11 protein-coding genes and 1 pseudogene are annotated in these 16,750 nt (G+C 40.6%); 6 read left to right on the forward strand and 6 right to left on the reverse strand.

Translation table 11 applies throughout. The features are described from left to right. Window positions 1-469: 469 nt before the first annotated feature. Entirely contained in the window at window positions 470-2,491 is a 2,022-nt protein-coding gene (locus tag BM124_RS17960) for a beta-galactosidase (protein WP_139217165.1), read from the reverse strand. A gap of 555 nt (window positions 2,492-3,046) precedes the next feature. On the opposite strand from BM124_RS17960, the gene BM124_RS17965 reads away from it, so the two are divergent. Next, window positions 3,047-4,282 (forward strand): IS110 family RNA-guided transposase, encoded by a 1,236-nt coding sequence (locus tag BM124_RS17965; protein WP_093339793.1) that lies wholly within the window; start codon window positions 3,047-3,049, stop codon window positions 4,280-4,282. Between the two features lie 107 nt (window positions 4,283-4,389). Here BM124_RS17965 and BM124_RS17970 read toward each other — a convergent pair whose 3' ends face one another. The 5 genes from BM124_RS17970 to BM124_RS17990 form a co-directional block, all read right to left on the reverse strand. Further along, entirely contained in the window at window positions 4,390-5,292 is a 903-nt protein-coding gene (locus tag BM124_RS17970; RefSeq protein ID WP_093339796.1) for an ROK family protein, read from the reverse strand. 15 nt (window positions 5,293-5,307) lie between these two features. Beyond that, a complete protein-coding gene (locus tag BM124_RS17975; RefSeq protein WP_093339798.1) occupies window positions 5,308-6,750 on the reverse strand; it encodes a glycoside hydrolase family 1 protein in 1,443 nt (480 codons plus the stop codon). Between the two features lie 37 nt (window positions 6,751-6,787). Continuing rightward, entirely contained in the window at window positions 6,788-7,618 is an 831-nt protein-coding gene (locus BM124_RS17980) for a carbohydrate ABC transporter permease (RefSeq protein ID WP_093339801.1), read from the reverse strand. After that, window positions 7,619-8,572 carry a carbohydrate ABC transporter permease gene (locus tag BM124_RS17985; protein ID WP_093339803.1) on the reverse strand — a complete coding sequence of 318 codons (954 nt, stop codon included), beginning with the start codon at window positions 8,570-8,572 and terminating at the stop codon, window positions 7,619-7,621. Window positions 8,573-8,648: 76 nt separating this feature from the next. Then, the gene (locus BM124_RS17990; RefSeq protein ID WP_093339806.1) at window positions 8,649-10,118 is read right to left on the reverse strand and encodes an ABC transporter substrate-binding protein; all 1,470 of its coding nucleotides are present in this window, start codon (window positions 10,116-10,118) and stop codon (window positions 8,649-8,651) included. Between the two features lie 726 nt (window positions 10,119-10,844). On the opposite strand from BM124_RS17990, the gene BM124_RS17995 reads away from it, so the two are divergent. The 5 genes and pseudogenes from BM124_RS17995 to BM124_RS18645 all read left to right on the forward strand — a co-directional run. Beyond that, on the forward strand, window positions 10,845-12,104 hold the full coding sequence (locus BM124_RS17995) for an ABC transporter substrate-binding protein (protein WP_093339808.1): 1,260 nt from the start codon (window positions 10,845-10,847) through the stop codon (window positions 12,102-12,104). 303 nt (window positions 12,105-12,407) lie between these two features. After that, window positions 12,408-13,298: a carbohydrate ABC transporter permease gene (locus BM124_RS18000; protein WP_093339811.1), complete on the forward strand. Its 891-nt coding sequence runs from the start codon at window positions 12,408-12,410 to the stop codon at window positions 13,296-13,298. Window positions 13,299-13,300: 2 nt separating this feature from the next. Next, the gene (locus BM124_RS18005; RefSeq protein WP_093339813.1) at window positions 13,301-14,122 is read left to right on the forward strand and encodes a carbohydrate ABC transporter permease; all 822 of its coding nucleotides are present in this window, start codon (window positions 13,301-13,303) and stop codon (window positions 14,120-14,122) included. Between the two features lie 33 nt (window positions 14,123-14,155). Next, window positions 14,156-16,480 carry an alpha-xylosidase gene (gene yicI / locus BM124_RS18010; RefSeq protein ID WP_093339816.1) on the forward strand — a complete coding sequence of 775 codons (2,325 nt, stop codon included), beginning with the start codon at window positions 14,156-14,158 and terminating at the stop codon, window positions 16,478-16,480. A 124-nt stretch (window positions 16,481-16,604) separates the two neighbouring features. Then, window positions 16,605-16,750 (forward strand): annotated as a pseudogene (locus BM124_RS18645) (IS110 family transposase); the annotation flags it as partial.

Consider the following 16,750-nt stretch of genomic DNA (forward strand, 5'->3'; position numbering starts at 1 on the left):
AGCAAGCGGAGCGCGGTAGAAGATTCGCGGTGTACAAAAATAGAGGGCTGAAAACGGCAGTCTTTCAGAACGACCGAGAAAAACTTGACGCATACCGTGCGGTTTATTTTTTTGATGCTATGATTATAATGTGGTAAAGTTAGAGTATAATAAAAGAAAGGGACAGCGGTTACTGCCCCTTCCTCTTCAACGATGCAAACGGTCCTTTAAAGAGGGCAACAATGACAGCTGGGTAGTGAAAACCCCATCCTTTTTAGAGTCGCCTCTCTAACTTAAGGATGGGGTTTTACTTTTTGTCTGAAGTCACCATAACAAGTAATACTGTAAGCATTACCATAATGATTTGATAATCAGACATCTTACCACCCCCTTTCTACGGGGAGTGGTTACCCATCCTTAAAGAAATACCGTTGCATCTGAGTTCTATTATACCATGAAAACGCTTGTGCTGAACTATCACTCCTTCGATTCATTCTTTTAAAATCAAAAGATCTTTACCAAAAAGTTCTACACTATTTTTAATCGTCTGTCCATTTAATAAATTTCTTTTTTCTTCATTACCTGTTTCTATGACTTTTTTTTCATTGGAATGGTTTAGTATAAAATATATTTTAGTATTATTTTTTTCTCTTACTGTAACTTCAACATCATCCACTGGAGGAAGACTGGGTTCTATATTCTTTTCTTGTGCCAGCTTTAAAACTAAGTCTGAAATAAAATCAGCATCTGCACTGGATCCTATATACCACGCTTTTCCTCTTCCATAATTATTTTTCGTTACAACTGGTGTTCCGGCATAAAAATCTTCCCCATAATCTGCCACAATCTCAGCTTCGTTAACATGAATAATATCATACAGTATATTACAGGTATATTCCTTTTTGTTAAATCCTTCCTTGTTCTTTAAAACAATTGTATTATTCTCCTCAGGCGGTAAAGCGTCAATTTCTTCCACCCATATCCCAAGCAGGTCTTTCAATTCCCCAGGATACCCACCAGTGACCACTATATCATTTTCATTAACAATTCCACTGAAAAAGGTTGTAATGAACGTACCGCCATCAGCTGTGAATCGTTTTAGTTTATCAGCAAAACCCTCTTTCACCATGTAAAGAACAGGAGCAACAACTATATCATATGCACTCAAATCTTCTGATGGACTTATTAAGTCGACGGAGATATTTTGTTGAAAGAAAGCAGCGTAATAATTATGAATTTCTTCCACATAATCCAGAGCGACTGTAGGACCGCTTGATAACTCTATAGCCCAGCGATTTTCCCAATCAAAGACAATAGCTGCTTTGGATGTTATTGTAGAATCTACGATTTGGTCTGAGAATTGGTAAAGTTCTTCTCCAAGTGCTGCTGTTTCTTTAAAAACACGCGTATCCTCATGACCTGCATGTTCAATGACAGCCCCGTGATATTTTTCTGTGGCTCCAATAGAACGTCTTAATTGAAAAAACATAACCGTATCTGCACCATGGGCTACTGCTTGATAACTCCAGAGACGCATAACCCCCGGCCGCTTCAGGGAATTATATGGCTGCCAGTTCTGTTGGCTCGGTGTTTGTTCCATGAGCATGAAGGGCTGACCGCTTTTTAATCCTCTCATTAAGTCATGTGTCATAGCAGTCATACTGACCGGCGTACCGATGGAAGGATAATTATCCCAGGATATAACATCTAAATACGGAGCCCATTTGAAATAATTCAATTCTGGATATAATCCCATAAAATTAGTAGTAATAGGAGTTTTAGAATCATGTTTTCTGATCGAATTATATTCTGTTTGATAACTGGCTAAAAGACTATCCGACTGAAAGCGCCGATAATCCAAAGAGATTCCCTGGAAGTCAGAAATTTGTCCTTCTGTTTCCTCACTAAGATCATTAGGTGGAACAATCTCATCCCACTCATAAAAAGTATGTCCCCAGAACCTCGTGTTCCATGCTTTATTGAGAGTTGGCAAGTCTTTGTACTTTTCTTTCAGCCATACTCTGAAGTTTTTAGCACAATTTTCACAATAGCAGTACCCACCGTATTCATTTGAGACGTGCCACATTAACACAGCTGGATGATCCTTGTAACGTTCTGAAAGTTTCTCAGCCATTCGACCTGCAAACTTATTGTACGTTGTACTGTTAGGACAAGAATTGTGTCTGCCGCCGAACTTTCTTTTCCTGCCGTAAAAATCCACGCGTAAAATATCTGGATATTTTTTGGCCATCCACGCCGGGTGTGCCGCGGTACTTGTAGCTAAACAAGTATAAATTCCATTTTCATATAATTTATTCATAATCTCATCGAGCCACTCAAAGTTATAAGTGATTTCATCTGGTTGATTCAATGCCCAGGAGAACACATTGAGTGTCGCCACATCAATTCCTGCCAATTTAAACATGCGGATATCTTCCGGCCACATATCTTTTTCCCATTGTTCAGGATTGTAATCTCCACCGAACCAAATTTTAGATGATTGTTTATTCACATCTCTCTCTCCTCGTATATTATATTTAAGCCCTTTTTAAAAAGCTTATATTTCGTTTCTTCAAAAGTCTTATTCATGCTTTGCTGATGGACGGCCACCGTTCCCATACCCTTCGCTTTCCGTGGGCAACGCTTCAGCCTCCTCGGGAGAAAAACCCTCCCTGCGGGGTCTTCAGCTGTTGCTTTTCCCACAGGAGTCTACGTGTATGTCCACGGTTGGCCGGTGCTTTTTTTCAGAAGACAGCCTTGTCCCGAAACGTTTTTCTTGGACGTCTCTAGATATTTCTAGATAATGATCGTAGGATCATTTGGGACAATTCTTTTCTCTCCTGTGGCATAAACCACATCAAAAAGACTGTTTCTCCGTGTACGTGCGGCACTCCCTACTCGCAGGCTGAGTCTCCTGTCCCTCGAGCCCGGGTGTTAGCAGCCCCGGGGCGGCTTTCGATACAGGCTGAACTCTGATACACGAGGTTGTTGATCGGCGTTCACACTAGAGATATCTCGAGACGTCCAAAGAAAGACCCAGTGATTCTATATCGAAAGGAGGTTTCTTATGCGATTCTTTGTAGGTTTAGACGTTAGTTCCTTTGATATGAAAGGGTGCATTCTGGACCAGGACGGTGCCGTCGTAGCTACCTTTACGGTAGCCAACAACATGCCTGGAGCGATGGAATTAAAACAACGGATTCTCGATATAACAGCCGATACAGAGGTTGACATCCTAAAGATCGGGTTGGAATCAACATCCGTGTACAGTTTTCATCCATCGATGTTTCTTCACCATGACTCAGACTTAAAGGCTCTTGGCGCCCAAGTGTTTGTCATGAACCCCAAACAGATCGCCAATTTCAAAAAAAGCTACAGTGATATGAACAAGACAGATGCCGTTGATGCGTTTGTCATCGCTGACTACATGCGTTTCGGCCGTAATACCATGTCGGTTGTCAAAGAGAGCCAGTATGTCGCTCTGCAGCAGTTGACACGGTCGCGTTATCACCTTATCCAAACGATGACCAAAGAGAAGCAGCATTTTCTCCAGCACTTGAGTTTTAAGTGCAATACCTTCTCTCAAGACGTCGAGTCTTCGGTGTTTGGACAGGCGATGATGGACCTGTTTCTAGAAAAATTCAGTTTAGAAGAACTGGCCCAACTTCCGTTGGAAGACCTGGCATCCTACCTTCAGGCTCGTGGGAAGAATCGATTTCCCGATCCAAAAGCTGTTGCTTCCTCGATTCAAAAAGCTGTCCGCTCGTCTTATCGTTTGGACAAGGTCGTGGAAGGTTCCATCGATGTGTTATTAGCAACATCTATTACCGTTATCCGCTCTCTCCAGCAGCAGGTGAAAGAAATCGACAAGACCATTGAACGGATTATGGCCGGCATCACGCAGACCGTAGAGTCCATTCCGGGCATTGGTCCAGTCTTCACAGCCGGTATCATCGCGGAAATTGGGCAAATCGAGCGATTTGATGACGAAACGAAAATAGCGAAGTACGCCGGTCTCTATTGGCGGACCCATCAATCCGGCCGTTTCACAGCCGAAGATACGTCCCTGTCGCGTCAAGGCAACCAGTACCTGCGGTATTACTTCGTTGAAGCCGCCAACTCTGTACGAAGACAGGTACCGGAATATCAGTCCTATTACGCGAAAAAGTACCGGGAAGTACCAAAACATCAACACAAGCGAGCCCTCGTTCTAACCGCAAGAAAATTGGTACGTCTGGTGGATGCGCTGCTACGCAATCACCAACTCTTTGTACCGGAAAGGGAGCGTGAAGCCATGACGTAAAACGCGTCATCACAGCCCTTTCTTCAATACCAGTTATCACCATTTGATGACTGGTCTAGTTCAGTGCGGCCTTTTTAGGAAAAATCGCCCTTTGACATCTACTTTAACTATGCTTTTCGTGTTGACATATCACCGCAGGTCTTTTCTTTAAAATGATAGAGAGCGCCCAGCATTCCTGCATCATTTTTATGTTTACATGTTTGTATTTTCGTTGAAACATATTGCCACCATTCCAATTCTTCTAATCGCTGCGTAATTTCTTGTTCTAACCCTTTCTGCTCGCTCACTCCGCCTCCGATTAATATTTTTTCTGGATTTAAAACAGCGGTAAGATTAAATATTCCGTGCGCCATTCTCCGCAGCCAATGATCCAGTAAATCATGTACCTTTGCATCGGATTTTGCCTTTTCAAAGATTTCTTCCCCATCTATAGAAGTTTCTTCTGATATTTCAAGTATTTCTTTATATTCTTTTATCAAACTCTTCATAGAAGCATTTTCATGTAAATTTTTATTATTCCCTTCCGTTACCATGTATCCAAATTCTCCGCCTCTGAAGCTTGCACCGCGCCAAATGCTTCCATTGAGAAAAATGCCTCCGCCGATTCCAGTGCCTACTGTAAAGCATATAAAACTTTTACAACCTACTGCATTTCCATTAAATTTTTCTGCCAGCGCAGCACAATTTCCGTCATTCTCTATTTCTACTTTAATGGGGAAATTTTCTTCTATGAGCGTTTTTAGATTTTTTCCATTTAACTCTTTTATTGCTCCCGCAAATTCAGAGTATCCTGTTTCTGTATCAATGAAACCCGGCATACTAATAGCAATCCCATCTATTTCATACTTACGTAGATATACTTTAATAACTGAAAAAAGATCAGATTTAAACATTTGAAGCTCTTCAATATTTGTTTTATAATTTGATTTTTCCAAAAAAATGCCGTCTTCTTTTATAACACCGTGTTTTGTTGTCGTTCCTCCAAAATCAAATACAATATATTGTTTCATCTCTTTCACCTTCAGTTATTCTATTAAGTTTTCTCCATTATTTTCTATGACGGATTTATACCAGTAAAAGCTTTTTTTCTTTATTCTTCGTAGATCTTTTTCACTATCTTCATCACGATTGATATAAATAAAGCCGTATCTTTTTTGGTACCCGTTCAGCCAGCTTAACAAATCCGTGAAAGACCAAGTGCAGTACCCCAACAATTCTACGCCATCGGTTATAGCTTCCCGGCATTGTCTTAAATGTGATTCAATATAAGCAATTCTGTAATCATCGTTAATGCTGTCCCCTTTTTCAAGCTCATCAAATGCTCCTAATCCATTTTCCGTAATTAATACCGGGAGACCATAACGGCTCGTTATTCTTCTTAGAGCGATACGAAGACCCATAGGATCAATTTCCCAATCCCAATTTGTGGTGTCTACATATGTATTCCTTTTTCTTTTATATAACCCCTTCACTCCGCTTTCCGTAAAGTTGCCTTTTTTGCCATCATGATTTTCTTTCGCTCCTTTTAATACACCATCTGCATTTTTCTCGTATGCTCCCGTTTGATAATAATTTATTCCCATGAAATCCGGTTTTCCTTCCGCCAGCAATTCCATGTCGCCTTCTTTTATTTCAGGAGCAAGCCCTCTTTCCTCTAAATATCTCCAAGCCGCCTCCGGATATTTGCCGAAGCAGTAAATATCCATCCACCAATGGTTCACAAATTCTTCTGCATTTTCTGCAGCAAGAACTGATTCAGGATGACTGCTGTACGGGTAAGCAGGTCCATAGGCAAAGCTGGGACCTATTTTCCCATCAGAAACATAGGACTTAAATGATTTAATAGCTTTTGCATTGGCAAGGTTGGCAATATGGTTGGCCTGGTACATTCTTTTTTTGTCTTGAACACCTGGTGGGTGAGATCCTTCTAAATATCCATGACTGATAAAAATATTTTGTTCATTTAAGGTAATCCAGTCCTTCACCCTGTCCCCAAATCTTTCATACAGAGTCATGCAGTAGTTATTAAAATCTTCAATAATATTTCTGGATTCCCACCCCCCGTATTCTTTTTGAAGGGCCTCGGGCAAATCCCAATGATAAACAGTAATAATAGGAGTGATATTATGCTTTATCAACTCATTGATAAGATTGTTGTAAAAAGCAATTCCTTGTTCATTAATTTCCCCACGTCCCTCAGGGTAGATTCTGCTCCATGCAATAGAAAAACGGTAAGCTTTAAGTCCCATTTCCCCCATTAATGCCACGTCCAATTTGAAGTGATTATAATGATCAACAGCAACATCCCCATTTGTCCCTTTAAAAGTTTTCCCTGGAATTTTGGTGAAGCTGTCCCAAACAGAAGGCCCCTTTGCATCCTGATCCCATCCTCCTTCAATTTGGTATGCAGCGGAGGCGGACCCCCATAAGAAATTCTCCGGAAAACTATCTAAAGTTGTATGAATCAATGACATCATCTCCTATATATTACACATGGTATTACTTTTATTGTTTAACAGCTCCAGCCACACCTTCTATGAAGTACCGCTGCATTAATATGAACACAATGATTACCGGCAAAAGAGAAATAGTTGCACCGGCAGCCATGCCTGACCAATCGGTCGAATGCTGTCCCACAAAGTTCTGCATGCCTACCGCGAGTGTTCTTAATTCTGGTTTTGAAATAGTAAGAACGGTTGGGATTAAAAACGAACTCCATGTCCAGATGAACTGCATAATAACTGTTGTCGCTATAATGGGCTTAGCAAGAGGCAGCATAACCCGGTAAAAGGTGCGGACAAAACCACAGCCATCCATGATTGCCGCTTCTTCTAATTCCTTTGGCATTGTTGCAAAATAAGAAGTGAACAACAGAATAAATAAAGTGTGGGCCCCTGAAGCCTCTGCCACAATGACCCCTGCCAATGAGTTAGTCATCCCCAGCTGTTCTACTAATTGGTATAAAGGAATAATTGTATATCCTTTTGGGATAAACATGACACCAACCACAGCAATTATCACGGCTTTTCTTCCTGGAAAATTAACTCTGCCTAATGCGTATCCTGTTAATGCTGATAATATGACAACGATGGCAACTGTCGCCACTGTCATAATAACGGTGTTCATAAAATAACCGCTGAAACTGGCATCAATCCACGCTCTTGTATAATTGTCCCAATTTAATGATTCAGGGAGCGGATTGTTAGACATGATAAATTCATTATTTGATTTTACAGAAGCAAGCACCATCCAAATAAATGGGTATATCCAGATAAAACCACAAACCAGTAATAAAGCATGAATTATATATTTAACGGTTTTATTTGTAATAATCATCTATATCACCCTCCCATTGGCGTGCTTATTACTTTTTCTTTGAGTGAGCATATTCAACCCGCCGAATATGACGCTGATAATGAGAGTGAAAATACCTAACATGACACCAGCCGCTGATGCATAACCCATTCTGGAAATAGTCCCATCCGTACCGCCGCCAAAAGCGTAATTAAACACATATAGATCCAATGTTTCTGTTGAATTATAAGGGTCTCCATTGGTCAGCGTTTTGACCAAATCAAATGCGTGCATGCCGTTCACAATCGATAACAATAGTATTACTGCTAAAATAGGCTTTAACAATGGAAGCGTTACATGAAATAGTGTTCTCCAAAATCCAGCTCCATCTAATTGAGCAGATTCATATAATTCCGTTGGTATGGATTGCAGCCCCGAAAGCCAGTAAATCATATTCATTCCAAGACTTTTCCAAGCTCCTACAGCAATTAATATGAGCATTGCTAAAGAAGAATCACTGAGCCAGGGCACAGGCTGCTGAATAATGCCAATAGTTTGGATGGTTTGATTCACCAGTCCATTCACCCCGAAAATGTTGTTCATAATGACACCGATAATAGCTGTTGTGGTAACCACCGGCAAAAAATAAATTGTTCTGTAAAAAGCTTTCCCTTTGAACTGTTTTGTATTTAAAATTACAGCCAATATTAATGACACACCCACAGCAATGATAGTTGTACCAAACACATAGTAAATGGTGTGTAAAAAAGAACCCCAAAATCGGGGAGTTTGAAACAATTCAACATAATTTGACAATCCTACAAAATCATCAAGCGGACTTGCTCCATCCCAAGAATAAAAAGAGTACACATAACTCATTATTATAGGGTAAAGCGATAGACCAAAGAAAACGATGGTCTGAGGCATAAGAAACACTACAGCCCATCTGTTCCATGATTTAGTCAAATTTGTTTTATTCGTTTTTGACGCAGCCATACTTTATGCCCCTTTTCAAAAAGGAAGTGGGGACGAGTGCATTAAAAATGCAGCCCCGCCCATTCCAATCTTTAAATTATTCTAATTCTTCCATATCATCTCTTGTATATGGTTCAAAGGGAGTCCAATTCTCATAGATGAAATCCTCTCTCGAAACATTCTCGTTTCCTTCTATAGCAGATTCAAAAGAATCAACTGCTTCTTCCTCTGCTTTCATTAATTCTGCTTTCGGATCATTTATTTCTCCCTGCAGATAGCCTCGTAACATGGCTCCCACACTATAAGAAAGACCGCCTTGATAATCTTGTATTGCTCCTATGGTGTCGTTATTTCGAAGATATGGATCTGGAACTTGGATACTTGTTTCATCTAAAATGGACGTTATATCATTATATTGCGGAAACGGTGCGTCTTCTTCTGACACTTCCACATTCAGTGCTGTTTGATGGGCACCAGAGCCCGCGACAACATCTGTATAACCATGTTCAATAAAGTAATGTAAGAAGGTTTGCACTTCCTCCCAATTTTCTGTATATTCTGAAACCATTAACCCTTCTTTCGTTAATGAATCAGCATAGTAAGGATGCCCGTTTTTAGTTGGCATGGGAGCCACACCCCAGTTCTCAAAACCTGGTCCAGTTTCTTCATTCACCAGAATTGAACCATCCCAGTTGCCTCCAAAGAAGAAGGCCGCTCTTCCTGCAGCAAAGTTAGAAATAGCTGTTAGTTCATCATTTTCTACACTTTCTGGATCCAATGCATTCGACTCCTGTAGATCCTTCAGGTAATTCATAATCTCAATATTAGCATCCGTAGCGAGGTTCACTTCCCCGTCTTTATAATTCACATTTTTTGCAACTTCAATAGAGGTATGCATTTCCGGATTGATGGAGGTTCCCATTTGCTTCATAAACAGATCAGACAACCAGGATGCTTCCGCTCCAAGTGTTAAACCGTAAATACTTCCATTCGATTCCTCATTAATCTGCATACTAACCTGCTTTAATTCTTCCCATGTTTCCGGAACCTCATCTTCGCTTATTCCAAATTTTCCTAAAACATCTTTGTTATAATACATCATGACACTGGATTTCCCTGAATAAAGCGGCAGCTGATAAACATCTTCTCCCAGCACCGTGAAATTTTCCTGCCACACTTCATCCCTAAACTGACCTCTCACTTCATCTGTAAACACTTCATTCAGATTTTTGATCTGACCTTGTTCTTTTAATTGTCGAACTGGCATGACGTTTGCTCGAACAAATATATCCGGCAATTCATCATTATTAATGGCTGTTTGAAACTGCTGGTTACCTGATGCTCCCAGGTTTTCCATTTCTACAGCTATCTCCGGATGCTTCTCTTCAAAATCTTCAATGAAAGAAGAAAACTGTGACTCTAACTCAGGAAGCCTGTTCCAGAACGTTAATGTAGTTTCTACATCACTATTGTCGGTTTCTTCTTCGTTTTCTCCTGCCCCATCAGCACAGCCGGCTGATAAAATGGTTAGCGCGGCAAACGTAATTCCCCACTTTTTTCTTTTCATTTAGTTATATCCTCCCTTTGCAGCATAATGATTTAATGGTGACAACTCTTGCTTCCTCCTTTTTTGTTTAATACAAATAATGAAGATGTTCCTTGATATTATTCCTTAGTGACAATAAATCGCAATCAGTATGTTTATCGTTAAAACAAACTATATATTTTTTGAAAGCGATGTCAAAACAATTTTTAATTTAATTAATTTTCTAATTGAACCTCTATTGCTTGTTTATAACGTCAATCGTTTATATGACAGTTTTTGATCATGTTTTTTAATAATGCTTCATCAATATATTCTTACTCCCTTTATTTCGATTTAATAACTTAATATCACATGATAAACAAAGTGAATTTTTGCATAAATTCCTACTTGTAACTTATAGGTTAATTTGAAAGCAACCAAACAGTCGCTCTATTTAAGCCGGAACCCTTTGAAATTTGAGCATGTGAAATTGAACTGCTCGGTTGAATCGTTTTTACCACAAGGGCCTTATTGATTTTTCACTAGATCTTGATCACCAGTTTGTGTCATTTTCCCTCAAACTTCGTTTACTTATTAAACACAGTAACGTTATATTTGCTGCTTCATGATACATATAATTGTCACAACATTAAATATTTTATTCACAGCGCTCCACAATAGTTTTATGCTTCGTTTAACAAGTAAACATTCTGAATGTAATATTTAGTCCTTCTGCGGCTGAAAATATAATTTAAAAGAGGTGGCAAAATGAAAAAATGCTGGGGGAGTATTTTAGGAGCCGGTTTGTTCATCTGTTTATCTGCATGCGGAGGAAATAATGATTCGACCGAAGAAAGCGGACAATCATCAGAAGGTGGAAATTCAAACGAGCCTGAAGAAGTTTTGATATGGGATTACTTCACAGGCGTGGGGCAGGAAGTATTTTATGAGCAAGTGGAAGAGTTCAACGAGTCTCAGGATGACATTGTAGTAAAAACAGAATATGTACCGTTCGATCAAATCAAACAACAGTTATCTGTAGGATCTACCGGGGGTGAACTTCCTGACATTGTGAATATAGACCACGTCGATAATGCAGCCCTTGCTTCCCAGGGAGTCTTGGCAGATATCACTGATAAAGTGGATGAATGGGGAGAAGCGGAAAATTTCTTGGAAGGACCTCTGAATTCTACTGTGTATGAAGGCAGTCATTACGGACTTCCTTATACCAGTAATACATTAGGTCTTTTTTATAATGAAGATTTACTCGAAGAAGCAGGGTTTTCAGAACCCCCTGAAACGTGGGAAGAATTAGAAGAAGTGGCAGGTGCCTTTTCAGAAGATGATGTAGATGGCTTCGGGATCGCCGGGGAACGTTCTGAAGAATCAACCTTTCAATTTTACCCTTTTCTACGTTCTGCCGGCGCCGATTATAACAATCTCGACTCCCCTGAAGCTATTGAAGCAATGAGTTTCCTCGATGGCCTGCTGGAACAAGGTTACATGAGTTCTGATGTAGTGAATACAGCTCAAGACGGCTTAACAAATAGATTTACCACAGGCGACCTGGCCATGATGATAAATGGTTCCTGGAATATTGAACGAATCATGGAAGAAAATCCTTCTATGAATTGGCAGGTTGCTGAAATCCCGAGAGCTGAGGAACATGCTTCGGTTATAGGGGGCGCAAACCTTTCTATCGTAAAAGGGGCGAATGAAGAACCAGCATGGGAATTTATGAAATGGCTGATGGATCCGGAACAGTTAGAAAGTTATGCTGCTGATTCCGGTGTCTTCCCTCCTCGTCAAGACATTCTGGATGAATCTGATCATTGGGATGAAGACGAATATTTGTCCAGCTTTGTACCTATGATGGAATATGCTGATGCACGCGGACCTTCCCCTAATTGGCCCGATATTTCTGAATCTATTCAGTTAGCTATACAAGAATCCTTCACTGACTCTAAAACACCTGAAGAAGCCATGAATGATGCTGCTGATAAAGTTTCAGAAGTAGTAGAGGAGTAGCTTCGCCAGAGCCGCCTCGGGAAGAGACGGCTCCTTTTTCCTTCATGAGCTATTAGAGAACAGGGCCGTGAATTCTGATCTCGTTAACTCTACTCAAGACGATTTAGCCGGACATCTCAGAGGCTGTGCAGCTGGCTGTCCAGGAACCTTAGACGGATTCTAAGTCGCCGGAAGACGCAATGTCAGACGCTGCAGATGAAGCTGCGGATGCTATGGAATAAAGACAAATGAACCCCCCTTTCTTCAAGGGGAATTCCCTCATCTTTCACTTCAACTGCCTGGATAGAGAAGGAGGACATGAACATGTTAAAAAAACTGGCAAGCAGGTGGGAAGGATACTTATTTGTTTTTCCAGCCGTTATCTTCATGCTGGCTCTTATAGGGTACCCTCTAATTTACAACCTGGTTCTAAGTTTTCAGGATATGGATTTGCAGGCATTAAACCTTGGAGAATCTTCTTTCCTTGGTCTGGAAAATTATAAAGTGCTGTTTAGTGACACCGTCTTTTGGATTTCAGTAAAGAATACACTTCTATATACAGTAGGCAGTGTTGTGTTTCAATTTATTATTGGATTTCTGCTGGCATTATTTTTCAGCTTGAAGTTCCGCCTTGCTTCCTTTTTACGTGGAATCACATTGGTCAGCTGGTTGATTCCCCTCACGATTTCCGCCTTACTGTTCCGTTTTATGATGGGGTCGGAAGAAGGGATTTTCAACCAATTATTGATGTCGACTGGATTCATTAATGACCCAGTGCCATGGCTTACAAGTCCTGAAATGGCACTATGGAGTATCGTGCTTGTAAACATATGGGTAGGTATTCCTTTTAATATGCTTTTACTTTCGACCGGTTTAAGTAATCTACCGGAGGATATTTACGAAAGTGCAAGTTTAGATGGTGCCAATGTGTTTCAGAAATTCTTTCATATCACTGTTCCTCTACTCCGTCCTGTTATTTTAATTGTCATGATGCTTGGGTTTATATACACCTTCAAAGTATTTGATCTTGTATTTGTAATGACCGGCGGAGGTCCTGTGAATTCAACAGAAGTGCTTTCTACTTTAGCGTACCGTTACTCCTTTAATGACTTTGAATTCAGTATGGGAGCTGCAACTGCTAATATACTATTTGCGATTCTATTTCTAGTAAGTCTGGTTTATTTAAGAATGATTAAAAAAGACGAGGTGATGTAAGGATGAATAAAAGGCACAAAGAATGGCTTTTAAATATAATAGGTATCCTTATCGTTTTCATCTTTTTATTCCCGGTTTTCTGGATGATTGTCACATCTTTTAAAACCCAGGCTGAAATTTTTCAAACTCCTCCAACATTTTTACCGTCGGAATGGCAATTTGGCAGTTACCAGGAAATTATGCAAAATGACATTCTGCAAAATTTCATGAACAGCTTACTCATTTCCAGCCTCACTACACTTCTTGTATTGGTGCTTGCTGTACCTTCTGCCTACGGATTAGCTCGTTTCTCCATTCGAGGAAAAGAGTTGTTCATTCTGTTGTTTTTAGTTACTCAAATGCTGCCGGCCACTGTTATTTTGACACCTCTATTTATCTTGTTTAATCAAATCGGGGTGTTGAATTCTTATATTGGCCCCATTTTAGCCTGCGCCACATTGGGCATTCCCTTTTCTGTTTTAATTTTACGTACGTTTTTTCTTGGTATCCCCAGAGAATTGGAGGATGCTGCAAAAATCGATGGATGCAATCCATTAAGTGCTTTTCTTCGTATCGTGATGCCCTTAGCTATGCCAAGTATTATTGTCTGCGGAGCCGTGTCCTTCTTCTTTACCTGGGGGGATTTGATTTTCAGTGTTACCTTCAATCGAAGTCAGGAGTTATGGCCTCTTACCGCAGGTATTTACAATGCAATCGGTCAATACGGCATCGAATGGAATTCCTTAATGGCTTTTGCCACCATTTCTGCGCTGCCGGTTTTGATTATCTTCATTCTGCTTCAAAAACGATTAGTAAAAGGCTTGGCCAGTGGAGCCGTGAAGTAACTCCCACATTATGATAATGGAGGATGGATGAATATGAAATTTTCAGATGGAAATTGGTTAACTCAGCTTGGTTACTCTATTTATACCCCAAAACTTGTCTATGACATGCAGGAAAAGGAAAACAATGTACTGTTTCATGCACCATGTAAATACATTACAAATAGAGGCGATACCCTTGATGGCCCTCTTATCACCGTGAAACTGTCTTCCCCGATAAAGAATGTTATTAGAGTTCAAGCCTGGCACTTTGAAGGGCGTAAGGAACGTGGTCCTTTCTTTTCATTACAAGAAGAGAACACCCAACCCTATATGGAAGATGAAGAATCCCGCACCATTTTCAGTAGTGGAGAATTACAAGTTGTGATTAATAAGGAAGAATGGGGACTGGATTTCTTTAATCAACATGGGAAATTGACGAACAGCGCTCCAAAAAGTCTTGCCTATATCACTTCTGAAAATGGCTCGTCCTACATGAGAGAACAATTAAACATTGGTGTCGGAGAAAATTTATACGGCCTGGGAGAACGTTTCACCTCCTTTGTTAAAAACGGGCAGAGTGTAGACATCTGGAATAAAGACGGCGGAACCAGCACAGAACAGGCCTATAAAAATGTACCATTTTATCTGTCGAATAAAGGGTACGGCGTTTTTGTCAATCACCCGGAATACGTTTCCTTTGAAGTTGGTTCAGAAATAGTCTCCAAATCCCAGTTCAGTGTGGAAGGTGAAAGTCTGGACTACTTTATTATCAACGGACCTACACCTAAAGAAGTGTTAAGGAACTACACAGAATTAACCGGAAAACCAGCACTGCCGCCTGCTTGGTCTTTCGGTCTGTGGCTTACTACTTCTTTTACTACCGAATATGATGAAGATACCGTTAATCACTTCGTGAATGGTATGGAAGAAAGAGATATTCCGCTCAGCGTCTTCCATTTTGACTGTTTTTGGATGAAAGAATATGAATGGTGCAATTTTGAGTGGGACAAAAAGTCCTTCCCGGAACCTGAAAACATGCTGAAACGTTTAAAAGAACAAGGCCTGAAAATTTCGGTATGGATCAATCCCTACATTGCCCAAAAGTCTAAGCTGTTTCATGAAGGCGCAGAAAATGGCTACTTATTAAAAAAACCTAATGGAGATGTATGGCAGTGGGACTTATGGCAGGCTGGACAAGGGATTGTGGATTTCACAAATCCAGAAGCCAGAGCATGGTACCGCGGCAAACTGGAAGCTCTCATTGATATGGGTGTCGACAGTTTTAAAACAGACTTTGGTGAACGAATTCCAACAGACGTTGTATACCATGATGGTTCTGATCCTTATAAGATGCATAACTATTATGCCCAGATGTATAACAACGTTGTCTTCGATCTGCTGCAGGAGAAACTCGGAAAGAATGAAGCTGTTTTATTTGCCAGATCAGCCACTGCAGGCGGCCAGCAGTTTCCTGTACATTGGGGAGGCGACTGCTCTGCAAATTATGAATCCATGGGAGAAAGCCTGAGGGGCGGTCTTTCGCTGACTTCTTCTGGTTTTGGCTACTGGAGTCATGACATCGGCGGGTTTGAAAATACCGCCACTCCAGATGTTTTTAAACGTTGGACTGCTTTCGGCTTGTTATCTTCCCACAGCCGTTTACATGGAAGCTCTTCTTACCGAGTGCCGTGGTTATTTGATGAAGAAGCGGTAGATGTAACGAGAAAGTTTGTGAAGCTCAAGCACAAACTTATGCCTTATATTTTTTCAGGAGCATGTGAAACTTCTTCGAGCGGCATTCCTTTCATGCGGTCCATGATGTTGGAATTCCCGGATGATCCAGCCTGTTCTGCCATAGAAACACAATATATGCTGGGAGATTCACTGCTCGCTGCCCCAGTATTTAACGAAGACGGGCTGGCTTCTTTCTACCTCCCGGAAGGCACTTGGACGAACATGTTAACCAACGAACGAGCAAAAGGAGGAAAATGGTTTACAGAGCAGTATGATTATATGCACATTCCTCTCTTTGTAAAGCCTGATACCCTTCTTCCGGTAGGAAACACAGAAGAAAAACCTGATTATGATTACTCTGATGACATCACGTTCCATTTATTTGAACTGGATAATAACAGCGAAGCTTCAACCAATGTCTTCAATACTTCAGGAGAGAACGTTTTAGAGGCAAAGGCTGTACGTGTCCACAATACAATTACTATTTCCAATCAAACTTCTCAGGAAATAAAACCCTGGCACATCTTACTGCGAAACATATTTTTCATTAAGAACACGAATAATGGTACATGGGAAGAAACGGCCCAAGGTATTAGGCTCACTCCTGAAAACACAGAAAAGTCAATAATCGTTGAACTATCTTAATAAGGAGCATTCCTGTTAGGGGAAAATGTGAGTTTTGAACAAAAAAGAGCCCCCTTGGTATAGTACGGAGTGTCCGATGAAAAATCATCGACCTCTAAATCCATAGAACCAAGGAGGACTCATCATGCATTATACGCAAAACCAAAAACTCACGCAAATCACCTCTAACACACTCATTATTGGCGTAGATATTGCTAAAAACAAACAGGTGGCTCGTGCTTTCGATGACCGCGGCTTTGAATTTGGAAAACGAACCAGCTTCTCCAATGA

Source organism: Salibacterium halotolerans (assembly GCF_900115625.1).
In the GTDB taxonomy this organism is placed as follows: Bacteria; Bacillota; Bacilli; order Bacillales; family Marinococcaceae; genus Salibacterium; species Salibacterium halotolerans.

Excerpts from the sequence above, each read along its gene's own strand:
- BM124_RS17990 (WP_093339806.1), bottom strand. The coding sequence starts at position 10,118 with ATGAAAAGAAAAAAGTGGGGAATTACGTTTGCCGCGCTAACCATTTTA.
- BM124_RS17985 (WP_093339803.1), bottom strand. The coding sequence starts at position 8,572 with ATGGCTGCGTCAAAAACGAATAAAACAAATTTGACTAAATCATGGAAC.
- BM124_RS18005 (WP_093339813.1), top strand. The coding sequence starts at position 13,301 with ATGAATAAAAGGCACAAAGAATGGCTTTTAAATATAATAGGTATCCTT.
- yicI (WP_093339816.1), top strand. The coding sequence starts at position 14,156 with ATGAAATTTTCAGATGGAAATTGGTTAACTCAGCTTGGTTACTCTATT.
- BM124_RS18000 (WP_093339811.1), top strand. The coding sequence starts at position 12,408 with ATGTTAAAAAAACTGGCAAGCAGGTGGGAAGGATACTTATTTGTTTTT.
- BM124_RS17965 (WP_093339793.1), top strand. The coding sequence starts at position 3,047 with ATGCGATTCTTTGTAGGTTTAGACGTTAGTTCCTTTGATATGAAAGGG.
- BM124_RS17995 (WP_093339808.1), top strand. The coding sequence starts at position 10,845 with ATGAAAAAATGCTGGGGGAGTATTTTAGGAGCCGGTTTGTTCATCTGT.
- BM124_RS17970 (WP_093339796.1), bottom strand. The coding sequence starts at position 5,292 with ATGAAACAATATATTGTATTTGATTTTGGAGGAACGACAACAAAACAC.
- BM124_RS17980 (WP_093339801.1), bottom strand. The coding sequence starts at position 7,618 with ATGATTATTACAAATAAAACCGTTAAATATATAATTCATGCTTTATTA.